Origin of the sequence: Silicimonas algicola (genome assembly GCF_003148765.1) — a bacterium.
In the GTDB taxonomy this organism is placed as follows: Bacteria; Pseudomonadota; Alphaproteobacteria; order Rhodobacterales; family Rhodobacteraceae; genus Silicimonas; species Silicimonas algicola.
Window position 1 is genome coordinate 92156 of the sequence record NZ_QGGV01000003.1, and the last position, 25863, is coordinate 118018.

Here is a 25863-nt window from a genome sequence, read left to right on the forward strand (position 1 = left end):
AAGGGTTATCCGCAGCATGATTCCGCGAGGTTTCGTCTCAACGCGGCTCCGGCGGTGGTATCCGCTCCATCGTTGCTAGAGCGCGCGGCCCACGTATCTGTCCGCTGACCGGCAGGGCATCACGAAGTGATGTCCCGAGGAGGTATCAATAGATGCAACGACCCGCTGGAGCCGTGGTAGGGGATGATGACGGCCAGGGTCTTCTGGCAGCGGCTCTGCGTGCTGAAGTCGGGCGCGATCCAGTCCAGGCCGACTAGGCGCAGCAGGCTCTCGACGAAACCGGTCGTCTGCCCCAGCGCCATGCCAAACAGCCCGGGGGCTTCGCCCGTCAGTGCTGAAAACGGTCCGCGAATCGTTTTCCGCGCGCCCTTCACCTTCATCGTCAGGCAGGTCTCCATCGCGGCATCGCTGTAGATCTGCTGCCGACCGCGCCTACCTGTAGTTTAGGCGTCCCGGTTCATCTCGGGATCGATCCCAGACCGTCAGCGACCCCCGGCGCCTGAGCGCTTCGCTATAGGCCCGCCAGTTCCCGGTCTTGTAGGTGGGGAAGGACGGGCTGCTCATTCCCGCTATCACGCTGGATACACAACATGAATCCCTCACGGGATTTCTGCAACAGAGCCCCGTAAATGGCTAAGCGACACCCCTAGCGCTCTCTTCGATCGGAGTCTTGCGCCTTGAACGGGTGATCTGGCCAGAAAGCAGAAATGCCCTAGCTACCCGAACAGAACTTCGTGACCGGAGTTATACCGCATTGACCATGGGTAAGACTAACGTACTAAAGATCAGCTTAGGATGTGAGGGGTAGACGTCTGGTGAGTAGGGCTGTAGTTACCGGGGGAGCTGGCTTCCTAGGCAGCGCCTTGTGCGACGCGCTCATTGTGCGCGACATGCATGTAACGTGCATAGATAACCTGTCGAGCGGTCGCATGAGCAACGTGGCTCATTTGCTTAATCGGCAGAATTTCACCTTCGTGAAGCACGATGTCGTAGAACCCTTTCCGGAGATCGAGGCCGATCTCGTCTTCAACCTGGCGTGCCCTGCCTCGCCCGTCTTTTATCAATCCGATCCGATCAAGACGGCCAAGACGGCGGCGTTCGGTACGTTGAACGGACTTGAATTCGCTAAGCGTAGTGCTGCCCAGTTTTTTCAGGCCTCCACCTCGGAAATTTACGGCGACCCCGAGGTACACCCGCAGCCCGAAACCTATCAAGGCAATGTGTCCACGACGGGTCCCCGTGCCTGCTACGACGAAGGCAAGCGGTTCGGCGAGAGCCTGTGCTTCGACTTCCACAGGATGAGTGGGCTCGAGATCAAGGTAGTTCGCATCTTCAACACCTACGGACCTCGGATGCAGGTTGCTGACGGGCGTGTTGTGTCGAACTTCATCGTTCAGGCGCTCCGCGGCGATCCGATTACGATCTACGGTGATGGGTCGCAAACGCGCTCGTTCTGCTACGTCTCGGACCTGATCGACGCGTTCCTGGCGGTGAGCGAAACCCCTAAAGGCGAAACTGGACCCTTTAACATTGGGAACCCGGAGGAAATTACCGTTCTCGAACTGGCGACGCACATTCTCGACACCATCGGAGAGCCCGAGAAACTGGTGTTCGTGGATGCGGCCAAGGACGACCCGCAGCGCCGAAAGCCCGACATCTCGAAGGTCACGGCGACCACCGGATGGCAGCCCCAAGTTGGACTTCGCGCCGGATTGGACGCCACGATCGAGTATTTCCGCACCGCGATCATGCTTTCGGAAAGGCCCACTCCTATAGCGAGGCCGAGTTGGACAGTCGCATGACACACGGCGTAAGCGAGGACATCGGCCACACGGTCGTCATTGGCGGCGGTCCAGCGGGTCTTTCGTCAGCCTATGAACTGAAGCGTCTGGCACCGAACGCCCGCGTCACCGTTTTCGAGGCGAGCAATCACCTCGGTGGTATCGCACGCACGGAAAGATATAAGGGGTTTCGTTTCGACATCGGCGGCCATCGGTTCTTCACCAAGGTTCCGGAAGTCGAAGAGATGTGGCATGGCGTCCTTGGGAAGCATTTTCTTAGGCGGCCCCGTAGGTCGCGCATCTTCTACAGAAACAAGTACTTCGACTATCCGCTGAAGCCATTCAACGCACTGTCAAAGATCGGCATCTACGAGACTGCCCGCATCCTCTTGAGTTACATCAAGTGGCAGGTCCGCCCAAAACGCCATGAAGACACCTTCGAGGAATGGGTCATCAACCGTTTCGGCGGCCGGCTCTACATGCATTTCTTCGACAGCTACACCGAGAAGGTTTGGGGAATCTCGCCTAAGCTTATCCAGGCCGACTGGGCCGCACAGCGTATCAAGTCGCTGTCGCTTTCGAAGGCAGTCATCAACGCGTTTTCGGGCCGGAGCGACACCACCTCATTGATCGAGGAATTCCATTACCCGTCGAAGGGTCCCGGCATGATGTGGGAGATGACCGCCGAACTCATCGAAAGGAAGGGCGCGGAAGTTCGCATGAACGCTCCGGTAATCGGGATCGAGCGGAACGACAATCGTATCGAAGCCGTGATAGTCAATACGCCCGGCGGGCCAATTCGCGTGGCTGGCGACCATTTCATCAATTCGATGGACCTTCGGACGCTGATCGGCTGCATCTCTCCGCCGCCGCCGCAAGAGGTCCTCGATGCCGCCAGTGTACTCCGCTTCCGCGACTTCATTCTTGTTGCCCTCATCCTAGACAAACCCGACCCCTTCCCAGACAACTGGATATACATTCATTCACCAGATGTCAGGGTCGGGCGGATCCAGAATTTCCGCGCTTGGTCGCCGGAGATGATTCCGAACGACCAGCAGACCTCGATCGGAATGGAGTACTTCTGCTGGACCGATGACGATCTTTGGAGTTCGGCGGATAGCGAGCTTGTCGCCCTTGCCGCCCGCGAGCTGGAGCAACTCGGGCTGGCCCGGCGCGAGGATGTGGTTGACGGCACCGTAGTGCGGCAGCCTAAGGCGTATCCCGTATACGACACCGAGTACCGGGCCGCGGTCGATACCATCTTCGCGTGGCTCAAGAAGTTGGAGAATTTTCAGAGCATCGGGCGAAACGGCCAGCACCGCTATAACAATCAGGATCATTCGATGCTCACCGGCATGCTGGCGGCACGCAATATCCTTGGCGAGCGGCATGACGTCTGGAATGTCAATGTCGACCGTGCATATCACGAGCAATTTGAAAGGCCGCGAGACGACCGTCCGAAGAACAGCATGGAGCGAACGGAGCTTCGAAAGGAGCCCGCCTGATGGCGGACGTTTTCAATTCCGCTGGGGAAAGTGGCCGCGCTGCTCCGCTCTTCTCTCTCCGCGGTCTTCCCGTAGCGCTTCTGATGTCGCTCGTGATGTGCTGGCCCTTAGCTGCAACCGGCCATTTCATCGCCTTCCCGGACACAAACGCCTACATCGCCGGCGGCGATGCTATCTGGAACATCGTAGGCGATATGCTTTCCAGCAGCGATGGAGGCGACGCCGGGGCAGCTGGGCGCGGTGGCGTTGGCTCGCCCACAAGCCAACTCGGCGACACCTCCGCAGTTTACGGCCGCTCCATCACCTATGCAGCCCTTTTCGCCGCCGTGGTCCGCACCGCGGGACCCTACGCAATGACGTATCTCCAGGCGTTTCTGATCGTACTTTCGATCTTCGCGTGCATCGACCGCGTGGCGATGCAGCGCCCGGTCGTTCTGACAGCCGGGTTCGCCGCGCTCCTCGCCGTCAGCCAGGTCGCATGGATGACCACTTACCTGATGCCGGACATCTTCGGTGCGGTCGTCCTAGTTTTCGCGGCGTTGCTGGTCCGGCGCTTCGACGAATTCAGCGTCGGTCAGAGACTGGCGTTGACAGTGCTGGCCGCTTTTGCAGTTTCGACGCATTACGGAAACATGCCGTTGGCCTTTGCAGTGGTTGCGGCCGCACTTCTGCTCCGTCTGATACGGAGAGCGCCGCCGACGATCCCAACCAGACACGGCCTTGCTCCCCTCGTTGCCGGTCTGATCGTAGTCGCCGTCGCGCCGACCCTGAATCTTGGCGCCAGCATGGCGATTCTCGGCGAAGTAAGCTTCGCGCCGCTCCGTCCCCCCGTCACGCTGGCCCGCTCGCTCGAAGATGGGCCGGCGCGTTGGTATATCGAGAAACAGTGCGCTGAGGGCGGCGAGTTGTGCGACGTCTTCGACGGGCGTGTGCCGGACTCGCATTACGCATTTCTTTGGGGCGAGAACGGTCTCGAAACACGGGACAAGGCTGCGCGGGAGCAGATCCGGGACCGTGAATGGGAGATCGTGGCGGCGGCCGCCATGGAGTATCCGCTCCAACAGTCCATCGCGGCCGCCCGCAACGCCGCCTATCAGTTCATTCGGGTCGCGGAGGCTGGTAAGGCTTTCGTCTGGACCGGTCAAGAGTTCGAGCGCGGCACGCCTTCCCTCATCATGGGTCTTTCGGAGCTCGCGATGTATGCCGCCACCTTCCTTTCAGCGCTTGTGCTGGGAGCTCTTCTGATTGCCGGACGCCTGACCCGGTCGCAGATCGAGATCCTTGCCGTCATCGTCTTCGGCCTTGTTGTCAACGCGTGCGTCTTTGGCGTGCTTTCTGCCCCGGCACCACGCTATCAGGCTCGCGTGGAATGGCTCCTGCCACTCTTATCGTTGCTTTTCGTGGCCGAGGGCGCACTGCGCCGCCGGGCCGCATAGTGACTAGGGTGTCGGTCGTCATCCCGGCGCTCAATGCTGCGAGTACGCTCGACCGCACGCTTGACTCCGTGCGGGCGCAGACGCATCCCGACATCGAAATCATCCTTGTCGATGACGGCTCCACCGACGACACCTTTGGTCACGCAGAGACCCACGCCAAGGCGGACCCGCGCGTCCGGATCATCCGTCAGGCGAACGCGGGTGTCGCGGCCGCGCGAAACCGGGGCATAGCCGAGGCAAGTAGCGATTGGTTCGCCGCGCTCGACGCGGACGATCTCTGGCACCCGGAGACGGTGACGCGCTTTCTCGCCGCCGCCGATGCCGCGCTGCGCCAGCCGGTCATGGTCTACACCTGGTCGCGCCGGATCGACGCCGACGACCGGCTCCTGGCCGATCTCGGTAGGCCGGACTATGCGGGCGATGTCCTGACACGACTTTTGACCGTCAACTTTATTCGGAACGCCAGCGCCACCATGATGGACCGGGCAACGGTGCAGAGGATCGGCGGCTACGACGAGGGCTTCCAGAAGGCGGGAGCGCAGGGAGCTGAGGATATTGACCTCTATCTCCGGCTGGCCAGGATCGGGCCGGTCGTTGTAGCGCCCGGCTATCATGTCGGTTACCGCGAGACCCGGGGTACGATGTCGCGCGACGCGGACCGGATGCGCAATTCGGTCGACATGGCGCTGGAGAAACTGGAACGCGAGGACCCTTCTCTGCCGCCAAAGCTGCTCCAACTTGCGCGCGCAAACTACGACCTCTACGCCGCTGGTCTGTCTCTTTCGGCCGGCTTTCCGGGCGGCTTTGCACGATATACAGGTCGCGCATTACGAAAAGCACTGCTTTCGTCGACAGCGCATCTTGCGGCCTTCGGCCTCTACACGCTATTCGCTCGGCTGAAGTCGAGTCCGGGACCTGTCTTTGAAACGCTGGACCCCATGGCGCGAGGTGCGTTCCCGGTTTTTGAGCGTTACATGCCGGTTCAGGAATGGTTCATGCGGCTGGCGGCCCGGCCGCCAGAACTGGACAAGACATGACTGCGGTGGCGCGTCAGACTGGCGCCTGTACGGCCGAGCGAAGGGAGCCACTCATGCGGGGAACTGTCCTCGTCACCGGAGGCGCCGGCTACATCGGAAGCCACACTTGTAAGGCGCTAGCGCATTCCGGCTTCACCCCTGTCACCTTCGACAACCTCTCCATCGGCAACCGCTGGGCCGTCCGCTGGGGCCCCATAGAGATCGGCGACATTTCGGATATCGCGCGGTTGGGGGAGGTCATGCGACGCCATAACCCGGTGGGCATCGTACACTTCGCAGCGCTTGCACTCGTAGGCGAATCGATGACCGAACCCGCGCTCTACTACCGCCAGAACGTCGCAGGGACCCTTGCCGTACTGGAAGCCGCGCGCGCCGCCGGGTTACCGCCCTTCGTCTTTTCCTCGACCTGCGCAGTCTACGGAACGTCCTCCGAAGGCTGCATCGACGAGAGCCTGCCCACGGCGCCAATCAATCCTTACGGCGCGTCGAAACTCATGGTCGAGCGCGTCCTCGAGGATTATGGCAGGGCGTACGGCCTCCGCTCCGCTACACTCCGCTACTTCAATGCAGCAGGTGCCGATCCCGATGGTGAGATTGGCGAGTTCCGAGCCAATGAGACCCACCTCATTCCCAATGCGGTTGAAGCGCTCTTGGGCCGGAAGCAGGCGTTGCAGGTCTTCGGGCGCGACTATCCGACCGAGGACGGCACCGCCATTCGGGATTACATTCATGTCTCCGACCTCGCGCTTGCCCATGTTCGCGCGCTCGAACGGCTGATCGGAGGGGGCGATCGGTTCGTCTGCAACCTCGGCACCGGCTCAGGGGCCTCGGTCGCCCATATTGTTGCCATGCTGGAGCGCCTTGCGAACCGAAAGCTCCCGCTCGAGGACGCCCCCCGACGTCCGGGCGATCCGCCAGAGCTTGTCGCCAATCCTTCGCTGTCGAAAAAGCTTCTTGGGCCCGACCTCACGACGCGTTCTGATATCGAGACGATCCTCAGAACTGCACTCGTCTGGCATCAGGGCGAGCGCTTGGCCGCTCTTGCACCATCGCTGCAGGCGTGAATGGCGCCAGTGTTGGATCGCGAAGCCCGGCCTCGGGCAGGAGCCGCGACCTAACGCTGGACGTGGTGGTTCCGGCACACGAGGCCGAGACCACCATCGGCGCGTGTCTTGACGCGCTCGTGGCGGCTGGATTTCCTCCTGAGCGTATCGTGGTTGTCGATGACGGATCGGCGGATCGAACCGGCGACATCGCCAAGTCTCGCGGCACGCAGGTCCTGAGAAACGACACGCCGGCACGTCCAGCGAACGCCCGCAATCAAGGTGCAGCGGCCGCGTCCGGAGATGGCATCCTGTTCGTCGATGCCGACGTCTTAGTGCATTGCGACGTGCGGGCGCGCATCCTGCATTGTCTCGGTGATCCTTCCATCGATGGCGTCATCGGAGCCTATGACGATGCGCCAGGCTCGGAAACTGTCGTCGGGCGTTATCGCAACCTACTGCATTGTCATACGCACCGGCAGGCTGCTGGGCAGGTGCCGACGTTCTGGACCGGCCTGGGCGCAATTCGCAAAGCGGCCTTCGACCACGCAGGAGGATTTCTCAAGGAGTGGGAAAATATCGAGGATGTTGAGTTCGGGCTGAAGGTCACGGCGGAGGGCGGGACGATCGTTCTCGATCCGGGGATCATGGGCAAACATCTGAAGGACTGGACGCTGTTCACGATGTTCCGGACAGACATGAACGGGCGTGCGGTGCCGTGGACAAAGCTTCTGATCTCCGGCCGGATGCCCCGGGGGGTCTTGTCGACGACGTGGGACAAACGTGTTTCGGCCGCAGCCGTTGCGCTGGCCGTTCTGTCCCTGCCGCTGGCTCTTGTCTGGCCAGCCGCATTGCTGCTCACCGCAATCTGTGGCGCGGTCTTCACAGCCGCCAATGCCGACCTGATCCGCTTTCTGGCTACTCAAGGCGGTCGCAGCTTCGCCGTACAGGCAGTGATTCTGCACGCTCTCCATCACCTCGCGGCCGTGTTGGGATACCTTAAGGCGCGGCTGCGCATTGGGTGAAGACACGTCTGCATAAATGGACTTGGTCCGAAGTGTTCCGCCTTGGTGTGGCCGTATATCCTCTCACGCGGCGTCAGATTGTTGTTGCCGTCTTAAAGACAGACAGTCTCAACACTCTCGGCAAGCGCGTAACCCGACAATTCACCGACCGCGTCGACCTCGTCCTGCGCGCCCTGGTAAAATTAGAGCCGTTACGCTCAGGTTCAGAAGGTGTTGGGACGATTTTTTTGGATAAATCTCGCTGGCCGAGGTTCCGTTGTCCGCGGACAAACCTACCCCACGGCTTCTGTGACGGGTATGCCGAGCGCCCGTGTAGCCGTTGAGGACGGCGAAGCGGACTGAAGCTCGGCGAGCTGGCGGTAGAAACCCCTCGCCATTCGCCGCTGCCAGCAGTTTCATGCCGTGCATTCACTGACCCGCAGGGTTATCCGCAGCATGATTCCGCGAGGTTTCGTCTCAACGCGGCTCCGGCGGTGGTATCCGCTCCATCGTTGCTAGAGCGCGCGGCCCACGTATCTGTCCGCTGACCGGCAGGGCATCACGAAGTGATGTCCCGAGGAGGTATCAATAGATGCAACGACCCGCTGGAGCCGTGGTAGGGGATGTTGACGGCCATGGTCTTCTGGCAGCGGCTCAGCGTGCTGACGTCGGGCGCGATCCAGTCTAGGCCGACCAGGCGCAGCAGGCTCTCGACGAAGCCAGTCGTCTGCCCCAGCGCCATGCCAAACAGCCCGGGGGCTTCGCCTGTCAGTGCTGAAAACGGTCCGCGAACCGTGTTCCGGGCGCCCTTCACCCTTCATCGTCAGGCAGGTCTCGATCGCGGCTTCGCTGTAGGTCAGCTGCCGACCGCGCCTGCCTGTAGTGTGGGCGTCCCAGTCCATCTGGGGAACGTCCAGACCGTCAGCGACCCCCGGCGCTTGAGCGCCTCGTTATAGCCGCACCAGTTCCTGGTCTTGTAGGTGGGGAAGGATGGGCTGTTCATTCCAGCTATCACGCTGGATACACAACATGAATCCGTCACGGGATTTCTGCATCAGAGCTCGCTTCCGCGACGATTCATCGCTGCGCAACCGTCGGATGGACGATATGGTGATGCCAACATCAGCATACTCAATCGCAGTGCGATCGGCCGCTGGGGTTTAGTAGAACGAGCAAACTTATCGAGCCCTTCGGAACGCCCCGAATTTTGGACGAGACATAACGGTAAGACATGGCGACCAAAATCTTTGATGTTAGCCTTGGTGACGCCGGGCAAGATCGTAGCGGAATTGAAGGCTATGACCGCGCCCTGTTACTCTTGCGCGAAGGGCGACGACCGGTTGGCCAGGTCACCGTTCCAATTCGCAATGGCACGGTGTCGGGGGCTGAGGTCACCCGCGCAATTCCCGCCTTTACATTGGAGCTTGCGGCGGCTTGTTCCGCCGAGGCAAAACTGTGTAGCCCCGTTGCTGCGCCTGAGTTACTGGCGACGGTTGCGATCTGTACTCGCGAGAGGCCGGACGATCTGCGTCGCGCCCTTGCAGCTCTTATGCGGCTTGAGACGCCCGCGTCGATCCTCGTCATCGACAATTGCAGCACTGAGACGTTGACGCGCCAAGTGGTCGAAAGCTTTCCGGGCGTTAAGTACGTGATGGAGCCGAACAAGGGTCTCGACAATGCGCGCAACCGTGCGCTGCGTGAGTCGGAAACCGACATCGTGGCCTTCATCGACGACGATGCGGTGGCGGACCGCTACTGGCTCGATGCCATCCTGACCGCCTTCGCTGACCCCGAAGTTGGCTGCGTTGCTGGCCTGACGATGCCTTACGAGTTGGAAAATGATGCGCAAGAGCAGTTCGAGCGGCTGGCGGGTTTTTCCAAGCGCGGATTCGTCCGGCGCATCTTCCGGATGCCGGGCACCCATCCTCTGGCCACTGGCCAGATAGGTGCCGGTGCAAACATGGGGATCCGTCGCTCGGTTGTCGAAAAGATCGGCTACTTCGATCCTGCTCTCGACGCCGGGACGGCTACACAATCGGGCGGTGATCACGAGTACTTTACCCGCCTTCTGCGTGGCGGCTACACCATCGTCTATGAGCCGGCCGCATTAAACTGGCATCGCCATCGGCGGACTCCGGACGAGATATTGAAAGCCGTTCACGGCTATGGCGTCGGCGTTTACGCCTCATGGACGCGGTCGCTGCTCGTTGACCGAGAGTTCGGCGTGCTGCGGCGTGCTGTCGAGTGGTTTCTGTACGAACAACTTCCCTCGCTCATACGCAGTTTCATCCGCCCGGCGTCGGTTGCACCCCGCGCTGTCATCATGGCTGAACTGCGGGGCTGCATGAAGGGTCCCTTTGCCTACCTGAAAGCGCGTCGGATCGCGCGCGAGTCCGGACATGTCTGACGGCTCCCCCTATCAGCTTTCGGTCGTGATCCCGACACACAACCGGTGCGCGGCTCTGCTACGCACGTTGGACGCACTCTGCGTGCAAACCACTGGCCCCGATGCGTTTGAGGTCATTGTTGTGATCGATGCTGGCACCGACGACACTCTGGCGGCGCTCGATGGACGGCGTTGGCCTTTCAGACTGGTTCACCGTCCAGCGGTCGGCCGCGGGGCGGCGTCAGCGCGCAACACCGGCGCAGCGATTGCCCAATGCGACAGGATCGTGTTCCTCGACGATGATATTGTCGCAGATCCCGGCTTTCTAGCGGCGCATCTCGCTGCTGGCGAGCGTCATGTAGGCTCAGTCGTCGTCGGCCAGTCGGCGCCCTTTCTAGCCGCGGGCGGCTGGTTCGGCGCAACCGTCACCGAGTGGTGGATCGGCCGTTTTCGCGAAATGGCCAAACCCGGCTATCGCTTCGGCTTCACCGATGTGATGAGCGGCAACATGTCGCTCCCGCAGGCGGACTTCATCTCAATTGGAGGATTCGATGCGTCGCTGAAGTGCCGCGAGGATTACGAATTGGGCTTTCGTCTGATTTCCTCCGGCGTGCGGGTGATCTATGCGCCGAACGCCCGCGGTCTGCACCATGATGCCAGCACGCCCAAGCGCAACCTTGTGCGGGCGCAAAACGAAGGGGCGGCCGACTATCAGATCGCCGAGAAGCACCCCGCTCTGTTTCCGTGGCTGCGGTGTGCAAACATGACTGCTAACACCCACGGAGCCAAACTCTTGGGTCTGGTTTGCTTCCGGGTGCCTTCAGTCGCCCATATTCTGCTGTCCCTCGCCGCGGCACTTCTTTCCATTTTTGAAGGTTCGCGCCTTTTCGCTCCGTGGCAAAGGTTGAACATCCTGTCGCGTGCGCTTGCCTATCAGTTGGGCGTCGCCTCGGCAGCTAAGAACTTCGCTGCGCTAGAAGCGTTGCGGAACGCCGCGCCTGCCGTCAAGGTGCTCAGTGAGGCCGAGATAGACCTGCTCGACGGCATGTCCCGCGCCCGCGAAAGACTGGCAATAGGTTCCGTCGCCGGGTTGAACATTCGGATCGGCCCTGAATTGATAGCGCGAATGCACGCAGCACCTGGGCTCGAACCAATTAACACGCGGCATCTCGACGCGCTGCTTTGCGCCAAGGTCTCGCAGTGGGCACTCACCGACGAAGCAGCGGTGCTGCTGTCGCCCGTTCCCGCGGAGGAGCCAGATTGGCTGTCGGAACCGGGCACAACCCTACCGATGCGAGGAAAAGGTGTGGCGGAGCTTGATCTGGCGGACTGGTCGGTCGTCGCGCGGTCCGACGTGATCGGTTTTCCGCTTCGTGTGCTCGTTCGGTTTGCGCAACAACCGCTCGGCTGGGTCAGATTTGACGGCAAGCCCGCGGCGGGCATGTTCTGGTCCGCGCTGCGCCTCGCCGTCCTGACTGACCACGACATATGCGGGAGGCTGGTCCGCATACATCGAATCGCGCGGCCACACAGGCCGGAGCGGCCGCCGATCTCGGTGGTCGTCTGCACTCGCGACCGGACCGAAACCCTCCGCCGCTGCCTCGCTGCGCTGCTTGAGATCGATTATCCGGACTACGAGATACTAATCGTCGACAATGCGCCCAGCTCTCCGGCGACTGAGCGGCTGTTAACCGAGAGCACCGGCCTTCGCTACGTGAGGGAGGATCGCCCTGGTCTCAATTGGGCTCGAAACCGCGGCATCGCAGCCGCGCGGCACGACATCATTGCATTCACCGACGATGACACTCAGGTAGATCGGCATTGGCTGAGCGGCATTGCTTCGGCCTTTGCAGACCGCGAAGTGGATTTCATCACCGGCCTCGTGGTGCCAATGAAACTTGACACCGCCGCGCGACTTTATTTCGAGGATGTCTATGGTGGCATGGGCAAGGGGTTTGACGCCGTGACCCACGATCCGATCGGGATGTGGCCGCATGACCTTCTCTGGGCCAGCGCCCTTGGCGTCGGCGCCAACATGGCGTTCCGTCGTCGGACGTTCGAGACCGCCGGGCACTTCGATCCGGCGCTTGACGTGGGCACCGCGACACGTGGCGGAGGCGACATCGAGATGTTTCACCGGGCACTGTCGAGGGGAAGTCTACATGTCTACGAACCTGGCGCTTTCGTCTGGCACGAGCACCGCGCCGAATTCGATGGCCTCCGTCAACAATTAACCGACAACGGATCGGGCTTTGCATCCTATTTGCTGGCCTGCCTGCGCAACCGAACGGTCTCGTCATCGGCCGTCTTCCGGTTCGCGATCCGAGCTTGGCTGTGGGACCAGCAGATCAAGCGCCTGATCCGCCCCCGACGACACCGCCGCGATTTTGTCTGGGCGGAAATTGTTGGCCTGATCCGCGCGCCGCGCCGTTGGCGCGACGCGCAGGCTAAGGCGCGCGCACTCGAACCGCTAGAGGCCACCGCCGTTTCGGCTGAGGGAATATGAGGAGGTTTTCGGGCCGGTCGCTCCGGCACATGCGCGACACTATTTCGGTGCTTGTGATGCGCGATCAGAAATCGCGCTTCAAGAGCACCGTGATGGGGGTCTTCTGGGCCGTGGCGAGCCCGATGCTATTTCTTCTGACCTTCTACCTTCTATTCAAAGTGATCCTACCGCTCCAGATTCCTAATTATGCCGCGCATCTCTTCATCGGCATCGTGGTCTGGTCTTGGTTTCAGGGCGCCACGTCTGAAAGCGTGACAAGCATCGTGGCGAATTCCGCCTTGATTGCACAGCCCGGCTTCCCGGCCGTCGCCCTGCCGCTTTCCGTCACCACCTCTCATCTGTTGACACTCATACTGACGCTGCCGGTGCTGGTCGTCATTCTGCTTTTCAGCGGCACGAGCATCGGCCTGTCGCTGATAGCGCTGCCGGTGGTGATGGCCGCGATGTTCATTTTCGTGCTTGCCGTGTCGTACCTCGTCGCCGGCCTGAACGTCTCATTCCGCGACATGCAGTATATCGTACCGATCGTCCTGCAACTCGGCTACTTCACGACTCCGATCTTTTACGACGCAACTAATCTCCCCGACCGCACGCGCGCCGTCCTGGGGCTGAACCCCATGCTTCACATCATCGAGGCGTTTCGCGCCATCTTGATGCGCGATAGCTGGCCGGATTGGGGCCCGCTTTCCTTGGTTCTAGGAGGTTCGCTCTGTTTTCTCTGGCTTTCACAGATGTTCTTCCGCCGTGCCAGCCTGCGATTTCTGGAGGAATTGTAGTGCGGCACGCGTTGATTGCTGAAACCATCGGAAAGAGCTTCCGTCACCGCAACTCGGATATTGCCCCGACCTTTCGCGCATGGCTGGAATCCGGCTTGTTCCGAAATCGGTCGGAGAAGCGGTTCTGGGCCCTGCGCGATGTCAGCCTCAGAGTCGCGCCGGGTGAAATGGTCGGCGTCATCGGACGCAACGGATCTGGCAAATCCACGTTGTTGCGCCTCCTTGGCGGTGTCATGCAGCCTGATCGCGGCAGCGTTGCCGCCAGCGATCCAGTGCGCGGGCTGCTTCAGTTGAACACTGGGATGCATCCCGATCTGTCGGGGCGCGAGAATGTCTTGATCAACGGGGTGCTTTGCGGCCTTCTGAAATCAGAAGTGCAGGAGCGGATGAGCGATATCATCGCTTTTGCCGATCTGCACGACCACATCGAGCAACCGGTGCGGACTTACAGCAGCGGAATGAGACTGCGCCTTGGCTTTGCTATCGCCGTTCATGTCGATCCGAAGATCCTGCTCATCGATGAAGTTCTGGCGGTCGGCGACCTAGCCTTTCAAGGAAAATGCCTTGCCCGTATTTCGGCGTTCAAGAAAGCCGGCTGCGCGATCGTCCTCATCAGCCACGACATGCACCAGATCCGTGAGTTCTGTGATCGCGCGATCTGGTTAGACGCAGGACATGTTTGCGCCGAGGGTTTGCCTGACGCGGTTGTCGAGGCGTATGAGACCGCCGCCCACAGCGCGGCGGCGAACGAGGCGGCGAAGGCGGAGCCGCTCGAAGGACCGAACCGCTTCGGTACGAAGGAAGTCGTCATCGGCGACGTCAGGCTGATGGACGCGTCCGGAGCTGCGATCGGTACCATTGCTCAAGGAGATGCAATGACCGTTCGGTTCCGACTGACTCCTGCCGAGCCGACGCAAGTGCAGATCAGCGTCAGTATCGCCGATGCATCCCGGCGCCTCTGCTTTGACGCCAATTCCGAGACTGATCAAATAGAGATCCCTGAAGTTGCGAGCGGCTTGTCGCTTTCGATCAGCTTTGCGCGGCTCGATCTTTCCCCCGGCACCTACTTCGTTTCGGTCGGCGTATGGCACAGAGACTGGTCGAAAGCCTATGACATGCATATGGATGCCTACTCCTTCGAAATCACGGGAGGTCCCAAGCTCCTGGGCGTCCTAGCCCCGCCGAGACGCTGGCGGGCCACCCCGGACTGACACGTCAGTCGACCACACACTCAAGGGATGTTCGGTCAGTCTGCAAGACGCAAGTGGTTTGCGATTCTGCATGAAGCTCAGCAGCTTCTGCACATGAATGGCTCTGTTACATAAATCGGTCGATGACCGAGGTTCCCTTTCCTCGGACGGACTTACTCCAGAGCTTCTGTGACGGGTATTCCGAGCGCAGTGTAGCCGTTGAGGACGGCGATGCGGCCCTGAAGCTCGGCGAGCTGGCGGTCGAAGTCCATCGCCATGAACTGCTGACCCGGCAGTTTCACGCAATTGACCTGAGGCCTGACTTCCTCCAGACACTGCACCCAACCTGTATGCCCTTATTCAGCCCGAGCTGCGCCGGCAGTATCGCTCATGGATGGCGCCGGCTGGACCGATGCGACGCGAGTTCTCTACCCGGAGGACACGCTGTACCCCTTTTGGGATTACTGTCGAAGCAGATGGGAACGGAACGCAGACGTGCGGTTGGATCATGTGTTGCTGTCCGACAGAATGAGGACCCAGCTTTTATCCGGTGGCGTAGATCGGGACATTCGGAGTCAAGTCGGCGCCATTGACCATCGTCTCCGTCCGCGGTTGTCTACTCTAGCATTTCTCCCCGCCGAACCTTTATTCAGACCGGGGCCGTCATGCACTAATGCGTCATTCATTCAGAATCACAAAGATCATATCATACTGCTCTTCAGACTTTGACCGCATAGTGCGAGTTTGCTCAGTTGCTGACGACCTTGTCTCCAGGTTTTGAAATGACGACACTCCATGGACCACTTCGCAAAGCATGCCCGCGCGTAGGTCTCGGGGCGATCAGATTTCTTCTATGATCTCTCGCGTGCGCTGAACAAACGCGCGTATTAGGAGACGCGTCTCCTTGGAGTGCGCAGTATGACGCCCATGCTTCAACGCGTTCTGATTGCCCTTGGGCGCTCCCGAACCCTTGGCTCCGCCATGCATGCGGCAGCGTCGCTTGCCCGCCACCGCCGGCGCCTGACACGGCGTGCCCCGCCGTGTTTTGGCGCCGCAGCGGGGGCTATCTCGCATCGGCTTGGTGTTGCGCGGATGATATGACGTCATGTCCGCCGCAGCTTGGAAGGCTCAAATTCCGGCATCGGCACTGATTTCTGTTCCTCCAGCACAGCGGGAGAGGCCTTGTTGTGCTTTCCGGCTCCAGAATCCACATTGCCAACTATGGCTTGCGCACCGGCTTCGATGTGGACGTGTTCGACGGTGACCTTCTGTTGACCCTTGCCGCGGTGCTTGTTCAAGGCCGCGACCTGCTGGGTATAGAGGGCCATGAGCTTCTGCGCATGCTTCAAGTTCTGCTCACGATCGGCAAATCGCTCTCGCGAATGAGCGGCCCGTCTCAAGCACTCGAGGGCGGCGGCATGCGTTCCTATCATCTGCGCGGCCAACATCCCCTCGATCCCATCCCTCGGCGCGAGGCTTTCATATTGTTCCAGAGCCCGGCGGAACCAGGCCTGCTGCTCGTCGTGACCGACGTTCAGTGGGATAAAAAGAAGGTCCACAATCTCGTGGAGCTTCCGCATTTCCACGTCCGCGATGTTAGCCACCACTTCCTTCGAGGGCATGATTGAATGCGACGCAAATCGTTCGTCCTCAACCGCGTCTGGTGATTTCTTCTTGGTCATGGCCCGCAAGTGGGCATAGCCGATCGATTTTGCAAGCCGACGTTACTGTGCATGGGGTTGAATTCGACTTTCTTGCTGCAGACCCCCTCCCCCTACTAAGCCACATTCATTCGGCCGGGCTCTACGCTCAGAGCAAATGATTGGGGCGCCTAACATCGAGACAGGTTCGGACGCACCAACAGGATGCTCGAGCTTCTGTACATGCTCCTGTCGCCCGTCACCGAGACGGCCGCCGAACAGCGCCGCGCCTTCGCGGGCTGACGCTCAAAGATCGATGTCCACGATCCCGTCCGGCTTCGCTGCGCGCGAGCGGCAGAGGATCATCGACACTTTGCGGTCGGCAGCGGACAGCACGAAATCGCGATGCTCGACCTCGCCCGCGACGACGCCGCAGCGGCAGACGCCGCACAGACCGTCGGAACACTTCAGATCGACCCGCACCCCTGCTTCAAGCAGGGCGTCAGCTGCCGAGCGGTCCGCCGGAACCTCGACCTCACGCTGCGACCGGGCGAGGCGGAGGGTGAACGGATGGTTCTCATACTCCGGTTCCTCGGGAAGGGCGAAGTACTCGACATGCAGCGCCTCCTCCGGCCAGCCCGAAGTGCGGGCCGCCGCCGTGACGGCGGTGATATAGCGGTCTGGGCCGCAGACATAGGCGTGGGCGCCCTCCGCCGGCCCCGAGAAAAGCGCCTCCATATCGGCGCGCGTGCCCTCGTCGCTGACATGGAGCGTCACGTTGTCGGCCCAGGGCATCCCGGCGAGGTCGGGCAGAAAGGCGGCGGCGCCCCGGGACGGCACCGAATAGTGCAGCCGGAAGTCGCGCCCGAGCGCGTGTAGCCGGTGCGCCATTGAGATCATGGGGGTCACGCCGATCCCGCCGCCGAAGAGAAGCGTCACGGGCGCATCCTCCACCAGCGGGAAGTGGTTCACGGGCTTCGACAGGAACACCCGCCGCCCCTCGCCGAAGATGCGGTGCATCAGGCTGGACCCGCCGCGCCCGGCATCCTCGCGCAGGACCGCCACCTGATAGACCGAGCGGTCGGCGGGATCGCCCGACAGCGAGTATTGCCGCAGGAACTCGGGCGCCACGACGACGTCGAGATGGGCGCCGGCGGTCCAGGCGGGCAGGTCGCTGCCGTCGGCGGCGCGCAGCTCGTACTTCGCGATGGCAGGCGTCATCCGCTCGACCTTCGAGACGACCGCCTCGACCACGGGGCTGTCGGCGAAATCGGGCACCCGGTGCGCCACGTCCTCGCCGCGTGCGACGGCGGCGCGATGGTCGTCGGGTGATAGGAGGTCGCCGTAGGCGAGGATGCCCGCCTCGCGATCCATCGGATAGGGATAGGGCCAGGGCGGCGGCGTCAGCGGGGCAGGATAGACGGCAAGCGTCTGGTCCTCGGGCCGGATCTTCAGATCGGGCTGAAGGTCGCGCGCGTTCCCCGGGTGGCGCGTCGGGCGATAGCCGCCGTCCTCTTCCAGTTCCAGATCCCACCACCACTTCTTGACCGGGTTCAGCCCGCCGCGCCCCAGGCGGTCGTCGAGCGCGGCCAGCGCGGGGGCAAGCGACGGCACGTTCGAGGCCATCCAGCGGAAAGGGCGTTCGGCAAACAGGCCCTCCAGGTTCCACGGGCAGGTCTTCATGCAGCGCCCGCACATGGCGCCGCCCTTCGTCGTGATGCGGTAAGTGGCGCACTTCTGGCTGTCGGACTTCCAGATCTCGTAGCCGTTGAACATCTTCTTCGGTCCGGCGGTGATGGCACCCGAGGGGCATTCGCGGGCGCACTTGTTGCAGGCCTCGCAAAAGGACTGGAGGCCGAAGTCTATGGGCCTGTCGAAAGCGAGCGGCATGTCGGTCGTCACCACGCCCGATTTCAGGCGGGGGCCGAGGAAGGGGTTCAGGATGACCTCGCCGATGCGCGAGACCTCTCCCAGCCCGGACAGAAGGAGCAGCGGCGGCTGCACGACCTCGCCGTCGAGCACGGTGTGCGCCTTGGCCGAATATCCCAACTGCCGGATGTGCGCCGCGATCACGCCTCCCAGAAGGGAGAACCGCAGGTAGGCGCGCATCGACTGGGCAACGCTGATCCAGTCGTCTCCGCTGGCGCCTTCCATCGTCTCGAAGCCCTGATCGACGATCATGCTGATGGCGGTCGGGTGGGGTGGGTCGATGGGATGGCCCGCCGCGTCGTGGCTGTACCACGCCCAGTCCGGGCAACGGCTGATGCCGACCGCGTCGATCCCAAGGAAATAGGCGGCGGCCTTGATGGCGTCGGCGTTCTCCTGCGGATCAGCAGGGTGTAGACCCTCGCTTGGCGGGCCGTCCTGCAACAGCACGAAAGCCCCCAGCATGCGACGCTCGGCCGCCGCTGTCGGGGCCTTCTTCGCGTAGTGCCCGCCCTTTGCGCCATCCTGCACGGCCTTGCCCAGATCGCCGAACTGGGCGCGGGCGAACATGTCCGTTCGCTTGGGGACGCGCGGGACACGCGGCTCGTCGATATAGGTCGTGGGTGCGTCGACGCGTTTCAGCGTCTCGAAAGGGTGCGGGCCATCGGCGAAGCGGCGTCGCGCGAAGGGATCGCGGTTCAAGGCACTATTCGCCGTCCCCCAGCCGAGCCACCAGCGCGGTCCAAGCGAGGGCTGGTAACGGGCGAGGGGGCGGTCAGGCGTCATGGCGAAGGTGGTGGTGAGTGCGGCGACACCGAAATGCAGGCCAAGGAAGGGGGCCGACACCTCGCCGTGTTCGGCGACCGCGAGCCCCGCTTCGACCGCAAGGCGGTTCAGGTCGACATCGGACGAGGTCTCCGTGTGCGCCTTTGCGTCGAAGCCCAGAAGCCTGAGGTAGTTCGCCAGCACGACCGCGGTTTCCGACGCGCGCAACGCGGCGGCGGCGGGGCCAGCGCCCTCAAGCCACTCGGTGCTCGCTTCGTCCGGCCAGGGGTCGCGGGGGCGGGCCGAGAGGAAGATGACCGCGTGGGTGTGTCCGTCGATTGTCGATGGCGGAGCTTCCATCGAGTCCTTGAGGTCGGCCATGATCATGTCGATGCCCGACGCGAGCGTCTTCGTCTGCTTCGTCTTCAGGTCGTTGGCGAGACGGTCGATGCCCGGGTTGCGCCACGGCTGCGGCAGGTGCGCAGCGGGCGGCAGGCGGCAGATGCCGACCATGTGGGTGTCGTTGAAATAGCCGAATGCCTTCAGGTGGCGCGCACGTTCGCCTTCGTCGTCCGGACAGGCGGCGCGGGCGCGGTTCACGAGGCCGTCTCGGATCGCGTCCATCATCGCCTGGTGGTCTGCCATCGCAGCGGCCAAACCCTGCGTCGGCACCGCGAGCGGCCGCGCGTCCGGCAGGCCCCGCAGGTCGGGCGTGTCCTGCCGCCGGAGACGCTCCAGCGGGTAGGGACCCAGGTGGACGGGCCGGTTGCGGTCGGAGAAGAAGCGAAGCGCCATCGTCGGCGAAGCTATGTCCGCGCGCGGTCGGCGGCAAGGGACGGCGCCACGCGCATGGCGCGAACTTCGCCTCTGAAAACGCGTCGTTTTCGCGTCATGCGCGTGCTACGCTCCCTCGACAGACCGGAGGTCCCGATGCGTTCGACCCTATTCGCCTTTCTCGCCCTTCTTGCCCTGGCCCTTCCTGCCGCGGCGCAGGACACGACGGTCAGCCACGGAATATCCGCGTTCGGCGAGCTGAAGTATCCGCCCGACTTCGCGCATTTCGACTACGTCAACCCGAGCGCGCCGCGCGGCGGGACGATGAGCTTTCGCGGAACGCTCGCCAGCCAGACCTTCGACAGCCTGAACAAGTTCATCCTCGCTGGCGAGGCGGCGCAGGGGCTGGAGCTGATCTACGACCAGCTCATGGTGCGGGCCTGGGACGAACCCGACGCGCTTTACGGTCTTCTGGCCGAGACGATCGAATATCCGGCAGACAGGTCCTGGGTGATCTTCAAGCTCCGGGCCGACGCGCGCTTCTCGGACGGGATGCCCGTCACGGCGGACGACGTGGCTTGGACCATCGAGACGCTCAAGACGAAGGCCAATCCGCTTTACCGCCTCGCCATCGAGGACGTCGAGGGCGCCGAGGTGCTGTCCCCCCGTGAGGTGAAGGTGACGTTCCGCGCGGGCGCGCAGACCCGTGACCTGATCTCGACCGTGGCCGAGCTCGAGGTCCTGCCGAAGCACTACTATCAGGCGAACGATTTCGAGCGCTCGACGATGGTCCCGCCCGTGGGGTCCGGACCCTATGTGGTGTCGAGCGCCGACCCGGGGCGCCGCATCACCTATTGCCGCAATCCTCAGTATTGGGGGGCGAGCCTTCCGGTGAACCGGGGCACCAACAACTTCGATTGCTACCGCTATGAATATTTTTCGGATTCCACCGCTGCCTTCGAAGCGTTGAAGGCGGGGGTCTATCTCTTCCACGAAGAGAACTTCTCGGCTCTCTGGGCGACCGGCTATGACTTCCCCTCGCTGACGCGGGGCTGGGTCAAGCGCGAGACGCTTCCGGACGGTCGGTCCTCGGGCGCGCAGGGGTTCTGGTTCAACCTGCGCAATCCCAAGTTCCAGGATCGCCGGGTCCGAGAGGCGTTGGGGATGATGTTCAACTTCGAATGGTCGAACGAAACGTTGTTCTACGGACTCTATGAGCGCACCGACAGCTTCTGGGAGAACTCGCACCTCCAGGCCGCAGGCGCGCTGGAGGGCGAAGAGCTTGCCTTCCTCGAGGCGTGGCGCGACAGGCTGCCCGAGACGGTCTTCAGCGAACCCGCCTTCGTGCCGCCCGTGTCGCAGCCGAACAAGACCGACCGCGCGATGGTCCGGCGGGCGAACGCGCTTCTCGAGGAGGCGGGCTGGGTCGTGGGCTCGGACGGTGTCCGGCGGAACGAAGCGGGGGAGGTTCTGAGCGTCGAATTTCTCAACGATAGCCCGGCCTTCGAGCGCATCATCCTGCCCTTCATCGAGAACCTGAAGGCCGTTGGCATCGACGCCACGCTGAACATGGTCGACCCGGCCGAATACGAGGAGCGGCAGGAGCGTTTCGACTATGACATCGTGTCGGGCCGCTATGTGCTGCCGGTGTCGCCTTCGGTCGAATTGAACGTGCTTTTCGGGAGCAACAGTGCGAACGATCCGGGTTCGGCGAACCTGTCGGGCATCGCCGATCCGGTGATCGACGAGATCATCCAGCAGGTGCTGGCCGCAGAGGACCGCGAGACGCTCGATGTGCGCGTCAGGGCGCTGGACCGCGTGCTGCGCGACCGGATGATCTGGATCCCGAACTGGTTCAAGGGCGAACACTGGGTCGCCTATTGGGACGTCTTCGATCATCCGGCGACGAAGCCGCCCTATACCCGTGGCGTTGATTTCTGGTGGTGGAACGAGGAGAAGTTCCGCGCCCTGAAATCGGCCGGCGCGCTGCGTTAGCTTCGGGCGAGGAGGGCGTCGATCTCGGCGCGCGCCGGCATCGAGGCGGCGGCACCCGCGCGCGTGACAGACAGGCCCGCGACGGCGCATCCGAAGCGCACGGCATCCTCACCCGACATGCCTTCCGAGAGCGCCACGGCGAAGCCGCCGTTGAAGGCGTCGCCTGCGCCCGTCGTCTCGACCACGCGCTCGGCCAGGAAGGCGGGGACATGGATCTCGCCGTCTCTCGTCACCAGAAGCGCGCCGTTGCCGCCGAGTGTCAGAAGTGCGGCGCCCACGCCCTTTTCCAGAAGCGCCTCGGCGGCGCGGCGGGCCGAAGGCAGGTCGCTGACGGGAACCCCGGTCAGAAGCTCGGCCTCGCTCTCGTTCGGAGTGACGAAGTCGCAGAGCGGGAAGATCGCGTCGGGGAGGGTGGCGGCGGGGGCCGGGTTCAGGATCGTCACCGCGCCGCCGTCGCGGGCGATTTCGAGCCCGCGCATCGCTGCGTCGACGGGCTGTTCCAGTTGCGTGACGAAAACGCCGGCGCGTCGGATCAGGTCGGTCTTCGTATCGATATCGGAAGGCGTGATGCCGCCCGCAGCACCCGGGCAGACGATGATCGCGTTGTCGCCCGTCTCCTCCTCGACGAAAATACAGGCCGCACCCGTGGCCTCGCGCTCGACCTGGATCACCGCCGGATGGACGCCGGCGTCGGCCCATGTCGCGAAGGCGAGGTCGGCGAAGGTGTCGCGTCCCAGCCGGGCGATGAAGTGGACGTCGCCGCCTGCGCGCGCCGCTGCGACGGACTGGTTCGACCCCTTGCCGCCGGGCCCGAGGGTGAAGCGGTGGCCGAGGATCGTCTCGCCGATCTTCGGCAGCCGGTCGGCACGGTAGGTGGTATCGGCGACGAAGATGCCGAGGATGACGATGGGGCCGGTCACGGCGTCATTCTTCCGGAGTGATGACGCCGAGGCGGAAGATGACGTTGCCGTAGAACCGCCGCTCGCCGGTCTGGATGATCGCGAAGGCCTCCCGGGCGAGGTCATAGAAGGCGAAGCGCTCGACCGAGACCATCGGGCGCGGGCGGCCCTCGGCGGCGTCGATGGCCTTCTGCGTCTCGGCGATGACCGGGGCGATCTTCGCCGGGTCGCCGTCGATCTCCATCCGCATCGCGAAGTCGTCGACGAAGGTGTCCAGCGGCAGGACCGACAGGACCGCCTCGGTCGCCTCGGCCAGCGTCAGGTTCTCGAGCCTGAGAAGCTCACCCAGGACCGTGTCGCGGGCGCAGGCCTCGGACGGGAAATTGGTGTCGGTCAGCACCACCGTGTCGCCATGCCCCATCGAGCGGAGCGCGTAGAGCACGTCAGCGTTCAGTCTGGGGTCGATGCCCTTCAGCATTCCCTGCCTCCCTGTTTCGGCCCGACCTGAGCACGATCGGGAAGGAAAGGGCAAGTCTCAGGCGGTGCCGTCGGTGCGATCGTTCATCACGCGGGCGAAGTCCTCGAAGAACTTCGCCGACAGCTTCTTGGCCGTCGCGACGATCAGGCGGCTGCCGAGCTGTGCGATCTTGCCGCCGATGTCCGCCTTCGCGGTATAGGACAGCACCGTCTCGTTGCCGTCCTCGGTCAGGGTCACGTCGGCGCCGCCTTTGGCGAAGCCCGCCGCGCCGCCCTTGCCTTCGCCTGTGAGGCTGAAGGCGTCGGGGGCGCCGCTCTGGTCGAGGTGGACGAACCCCGCGAAGGTGGCCTTCACCGGTCCGATCTTCAGGACGACCTTCGCCTCGAGGTCATCCGGCGACGTGCGGGTCAGCTCCTCGCAGCCGGGGATGCACAGCTTCAACACTTCGGGGTCGTTGAGCGCGGTATAGACCTCGGCCTTAGGCGCCCTGATGCGGACCTCGTCGTTCAGTTCCATGCGTCGTGCTCCTTGCGGCCTCGTGACTGCTGTGGCGGCGGGCGGCGTCCGGGTCAAGCCTGTCTTGCGTCAGGGAGGGGGCAGGCCCACCATCGCGTGAACTTCTGCCGCCCGAACGCCGCCTGGCCCCGAGCCCTTGCGCACCAGCCGCGCGGCGAGGCGGCACATGGCTTCGTTGGCAGGGGCGGGGACGCCGTGGAGGCGGGCGAGAAGGACGATCTCGCCGTTCAGGTAGTCCGTCTCGATCGAGCCAGCCCCGCGGGCGAGGCTTTGGGTCGAGGACGTGCCGCTTCGGGTGACGCCCTCGACTTCAGCTGGACGCATGAGGTCGCGGCGGGGATCGTCCTGACCCACATCCCGCCAGGCGATGCCTGCGGCCGCGAGGACCTGTTTGGCCTCCTCGCGCAGGATCTCGGCCACAGGCCCCGTCTTGGCGCCCCGGCCCACGGCAGCCTCGACCACGTTGCCGAGGTTCAGGATCAGCTTGCCGTACTTGCTTACCATCACCGCGGGATCGACATAGCCGCGGATTCCGCCCGGTGTCAGCGCCTCGGCGAGCGCCCGGTCGTCGTCGTCCGCCCCGGACGGCGCGCGGCCGATGTCGAAGACGCCGAACTCGGGCGCGCAGCAGGCCACCGCCTCGTCCAGCGCGTCGAACTGCGCGGGCAGCATGACCGTCACGCCGTGGACGTTCGGGAAGAGCCGCAGCGCGGTCCGTTCGTTGGCGATGCCGTTCTGGCAGCAATAGATCGGCTGTTCGTCGACGCCCGCATCGCGGAGCGCGGCGAGGGCGTCAGCGGTGTGCTGGCTCTTGACCAGGAGGAGGATCGCGTCGTCGGGTCGGAACTCGATCTCGGACGGCGCTTCGCGCAGGTCGAGCCGATAGCGCCGGCTGCCGTTCGCCGAGCGGAAGGCGAGACCATTTGCCTGAAGCGCCTCGAGCCGGGCCCCGCGCGCAATGCCCAGCACCTCGTGCCCGGCCTCGGTGAGCGCCGCCGCCACCACGCCGCCGACCGCGCCCACGCCGTAAAGGATGTATCGCATCGCTCGTCCCCCGTTCGCCGCTCCCTTGTCCGACGAGGGCGGCGCCCTTGTCAAACCGGCCTTGCCGGCTGGCGGCGGGACAGTCGTGACGCCAGATTAGCGCAAGCTAGTCCGGAAGAACCGCCGCGTTTCGTGCGACGCCGTTGCGCTCGAGAATGTCTGCGATGGCGCGGCTGCGTGCGAGGTTGGCCAGCATGTCGGTCAGGTGGCGCGCGGCCCGGGGCCGGCCCTTGACGATGGCCATGGCCTGCCGGATTTCCATGAAAGGGGGGGACAGGACGCGTGATCCGGGCCGCAGTGCCGCCTCCGCCGCCATGACGTCGCCGATGCCCGCCCCGGCGGCGACCGTGCCCACGTCGAGTGCGGCGAGCATGGCGCGGATGTCGGGGAAGCGGACCAGGTGGTCCGCCCCCGCCTGACGTTCGAGCGTCAGCGTGTAGGCCGACCCCTCGACGGTGCCGACCGGCGCGCCCGAGGCGACCAGCGCTGCCGCATCCGCCGCATCGCATCCCGGCCCGGCGAGGTAGCGTCCCTCGATCGCGACGTAGGGCAGGGTGAAGTCGAGGGTCTCGGCCCGCTTCGGGTCGACGGCGAGAAAGCACAGGTCCCAGACTCCCTCCGTCGCCGAGCCCGAGACATCGGCGGCGCGCTCGTACTCCACGAATTGCAACGGAAGGTTGAGCGTGCCGGCAACAAGCCTCGCGAGATCGACCGAGATGCCGCAAGGAGCTCCCGTCTCGTCCCGCCCGACCAGGATACGGTTCCCGTGGTTCAGCGCCACACGCAAAACGCCCTCCGGCGCGTACTCCGACAGGAGTTGTCGAGAGGGTGGAAGCGCCATGAGTCTTCTCGCAGCAGGGGTCGCAGGCGATAAGAACAGGGATCGTCCTGAAGGTCACGGTCTGAACGACGGGCGCGTGGGATCGGATCAATGAGGAAGATTGGCTCCGACGGTAGAGATCCAACGTACGACCAATTGACAAACGCCCATCTACCTAGAGCTTTTCCGTCGCTTCAGCTCACTTTATCGGATGGCGGCGCGGTCCTTTTCTTGTTGACGATACTAAAAAATGAACGTCACTGAAAGGTTCAAGGGATGGCAGCGCCTGTCAGCCGTTTTTGTTACCCCAGGCGTTACCCGATCGTCGTGGGTCGGTCGGGA

The 25863-nt window shown here is 63.3% G+C and carries 19 protein-coding genes and 3 pseudogenes; 11 read left to right on the forward strand and 11 right to left on the reverse strand.

Annotated features, from left to right (window positions below):
- Positions 1 to 143: 143 nt before the first annotated feature.
- Positions 144 to 564: pseudogene (locus tag C8D95_RS07855) on the reverse strand (transposase); the annotation flags it as partial.
- Between the two features lie 251 nt (positions 565 to 815).
- On the opposite strand from C8D95_RS07855, the gene C8D95_RS07860 reads away from it, so the two are divergent.
- The 6 genes from C8D95_RS07860 (at position 816) to C8D95_RS07885 (ending at position 7827) form a co-directional block, all read left to right on the forward strand.
- Positions 816 to 1802 carry a UDP-glucuronic acid decarboxylase family protein gene (locus C8D95_RS07860; protein ID WP_109758629.1) on the forward strand — a complete coding sequence of 329 codons (987 nt, stop codon included), beginning with the start codon at positions 816 to 818 and terminating at the stop codon, positions 1800 to 1802.
- Positions 1799 to 3286, forward strand: coding sequence for an NAD(P)/FAD-dependent oxidoreductase (locus C8D95_RS07865; protein WP_109758630.1), 1488 nt, complete (start codon positions 1799 to 1801; stop codon positions 3284 to 3286). Before C8D95_RS07860 ends, C8D95_RS07865 begins: the two co-directional genes overlap by 4 nt.
- 83 nt (positions 3287 to 3369) lie before the next feature.
- Positions 3370 to 4722 (forward strand): hypothetical protein, encoded by a 1353-nt coding sequence (locus C8D95_RS07870; protein WP_126918543.1) that lies wholly within the window; start codon positions 3370 to 3372, stop codon positions 4720 to 4722.
- An 8-nt stretch (positions 4723 to 4730) separates the two neighbouring features.
- A complete protein-coding gene (locus C8D95_RS07875) occupies positions 4731 to 5759 on the forward strand; it encodes a glycosyltransferase family 2 protein (protein ID WP_164721628.1) in 1029 nt (342 codons plus the stop codon).
- A gap of 53 nt (positions 5760 to 5812) precedes the next feature.
- Positions 5813 to 6823, forward strand: a complete 1011-nt coding sequence (galE, locus tag C8D95_RS07880; RefSeq protein ID WP_109758633.1) for a UDP-glucose 4-epimerase GalE — start codon at positions 5813 to 5815, stop codon at positions 6821 to 6823.
- Positions 6824 to 6885: 62 nt separating this feature from the next.
- On the forward strand, positions 6886 to 7827 hold the full coding sequence (locus C8D95_RS07885) for a glycosyltransferase family 2 protein (RefSeq protein ID WP_211312617.1): 942 nt from the start codon (positions 6886 to 6888) through the stop codon (positions 7825 to 7827).
- A gap of 562 nt (positions 7828 to 8389) precedes the next feature.
- Here the strand turns inward: C8D95_RS07885 and C8D95_RS22935 are convergent.
- Positions 8390 to 8809 (reverse strand): annotated as a pseudogene (locus C8D95_RS22935) (transposase); the annotation flags it as partial.
- 228 nt (positions 8810 to 9037) lie between these two features.
- Between C8D95_RS22935 and C8D95_RS07895 the strand changes: the two are divergent.
- Genes C8D95_RS07895 through C8D95_RS07910 form a run of 4 tightly spaced genes read left to right on the forward strand, consistent with a single transcriptional unit; the run spans position 9038 to position 14685 of the window.
- A complete protein-coding gene (locus C8D95_RS07895; protein ID WP_109758635.1) occupies positions 9038 to 10213 on the forward strand; it encodes a glycosyltransferase family 2 protein in 1176 nt (391 codons plus the stop codon).
- Positions 10206 to 12698, forward strand: coding sequence for a glycosyltransferase (locus C8D95_RS07900; protein ID WP_109758636.1), 2493 nt, complete (start codon positions 10206 to 10208; stop codon positions 12696 to 12698). The genes C8D95_RS07895 and C8D95_RS07900 overlap by 8 nt, the downstream gene beginning before the upstream one ends.
- Positions 12699 to 12727: 29 nt before the next feature.
- Positions 12728 to 13474 carry an ABC transporter permease gene (locus tag C8D95_RS07905; RefSeq protein WP_164721630.1) on the forward strand — a complete coding sequence of 249 codons (747 nt, stop codon included), beginning with the start codon at positions 12728 to 12730 and terminating at the stop codon, positions 13472 to 13474.
- A complete protein-coding gene (locus tag C8D95_RS07910; protein WP_109758638.1) occupies positions 13474 to 14685 on the forward strand; it encodes an ABC transporter ATP-binding protein in 1212 nt (403 codons plus the stop codon). Before C8D95_RS07905 ends, C8D95_RS07910 begins: the two co-directional genes overlap by 1 nt.
- Positions 14686 to 14837: 152 nt before the next feature.
- Here the strand turns inward: C8D95_RS07910 and C8D95_RS07915 are convergent.
- The 4 genes and pseudogenes from C8D95_RS07915 to C8D95_RS07930 all read right to left on the reverse strand — a co-directional run.
- Positions 14838 to 14972: pseudogene (locus tag C8D95_RS07915) on the reverse strand (IS5/IS1182 family transposase); the annotation flags it as partial.
- 532 nt (positions 14973 to 15504) lie between these two features.
- Entirely contained in the window at positions 15505 to 15771 is a 267-nt protein-coding gene (locus C8D95_RS22740) for an HGGxSTG domain-containing protein (RefSeq protein WP_109758639.1), read from the reverse strand.
- Positions 15768 to 16346, reverse strand: a complete 579-nt coding sequence (locus tag C8D95_RS07925; protein ID WP_126918544.1) for a hypothetical protein — start codon at positions 16344 to 16346, stop codon at positions 15768 to 15770. The genes C8D95_RS22740 and C8D95_RS07925 overlap by 4 nt, the downstream gene beginning before the upstream one ends.
- A gap of 264 nt (positions 16347 to 16610) precedes the next feature.
- Entirely contained in the window at positions 16611 to 19790 is a 3180-nt protein-coding gene (locus C8D95_RS07930) for a 2Fe-2S iron-sulfur cluster-binding protein (protein WP_109758641.1), read from the reverse strand.
- A 135-nt stretch (positions 19791 to 19925) separates the two neighbouring features.
- Here C8D95_RS07930 and C8D95_RS07935 point away from each other — a divergent pair, with 135 nt between their 5' ends.
- The gene (locus tag C8D95_RS07935) at positions 19926 to 21764 is read left to right on the forward strand and encodes an extracellular solute-binding protein (RefSeq protein WP_109758642.1); all 1839 of its coding nucleotides are present in this window, start codon (positions 19926 to 19928) and stop codon (positions 21762 to 21764) included.
- Here C8D95_RS07935 and rbsK read toward each other — a convergent pair.
- From rbsK to C8D95_RS07960, 5 genes are all read right to left on the reverse strand, one after another.
- Entirely contained in the window at positions 21761 to 22684 is a 924-nt protein-coding gene (gene rbsK / locus C8D95_RS07940) for a ribokinase (RefSeq protein ID WP_241239853.1), read from the reverse strand. The two genes, C8D95_RS07935 and rbsK, sit on opposite strands and share 4 nt — an antisense overlap.
- A gap of 4 nt (positions 22685 to 22688) precedes the next feature.
- Positions 22689 to 23141, reverse strand: coding sequence for an RbsD/FucU family protein (locus tag C8D95_RS07945; RefSeq protein WP_109758644.1), 453 nt, complete (start codon positions 23139 to 23141; stop codon positions 22689 to 22691).
- A 57-nt stretch (positions 23142 to 23198) separates the two neighbouring features.
- Positions 23199 to 23657 (reverse strand): SRPBCC family protein, encoded by a 459-nt coding sequence (locus tag C8D95_RS07950; protein ID WP_109758645.1) that lies wholly within the window; start codon positions 23655 to 23657, stop codon positions 23199 to 23201.
- Positions 23658 to 23726: 69 nt separating this feature from the next.
- Positions 23727 to 24701 carry a ketopantoate reductase family protein gene (locus C8D95_RS07955; RefSeq protein ID WP_109758646.1) on the reverse strand — a complete coding sequence of 325 codons (975 nt, stop codon included), beginning with the start codon at positions 24699 to 24701 and terminating at the stop codon, positions 23727 to 23729.
- Positions 24702 to 24807: 106 nt separating this feature from the next.
- Positions 24808 to 25542 carry a transporter substrate-binding domain-containing protein gene (locus tag C8D95_RS07960; protein ID WP_109758647.1) on the reverse strand — a complete coding sequence of 245 codons (735 nt, stop codon included), beginning with the start codon at positions 25540 to 25542 and terminating at the stop codon, positions 24808 to 24810.
- Between the last annotated feature and the right edge of the window lie 321 nt (positions 25543 to 25863).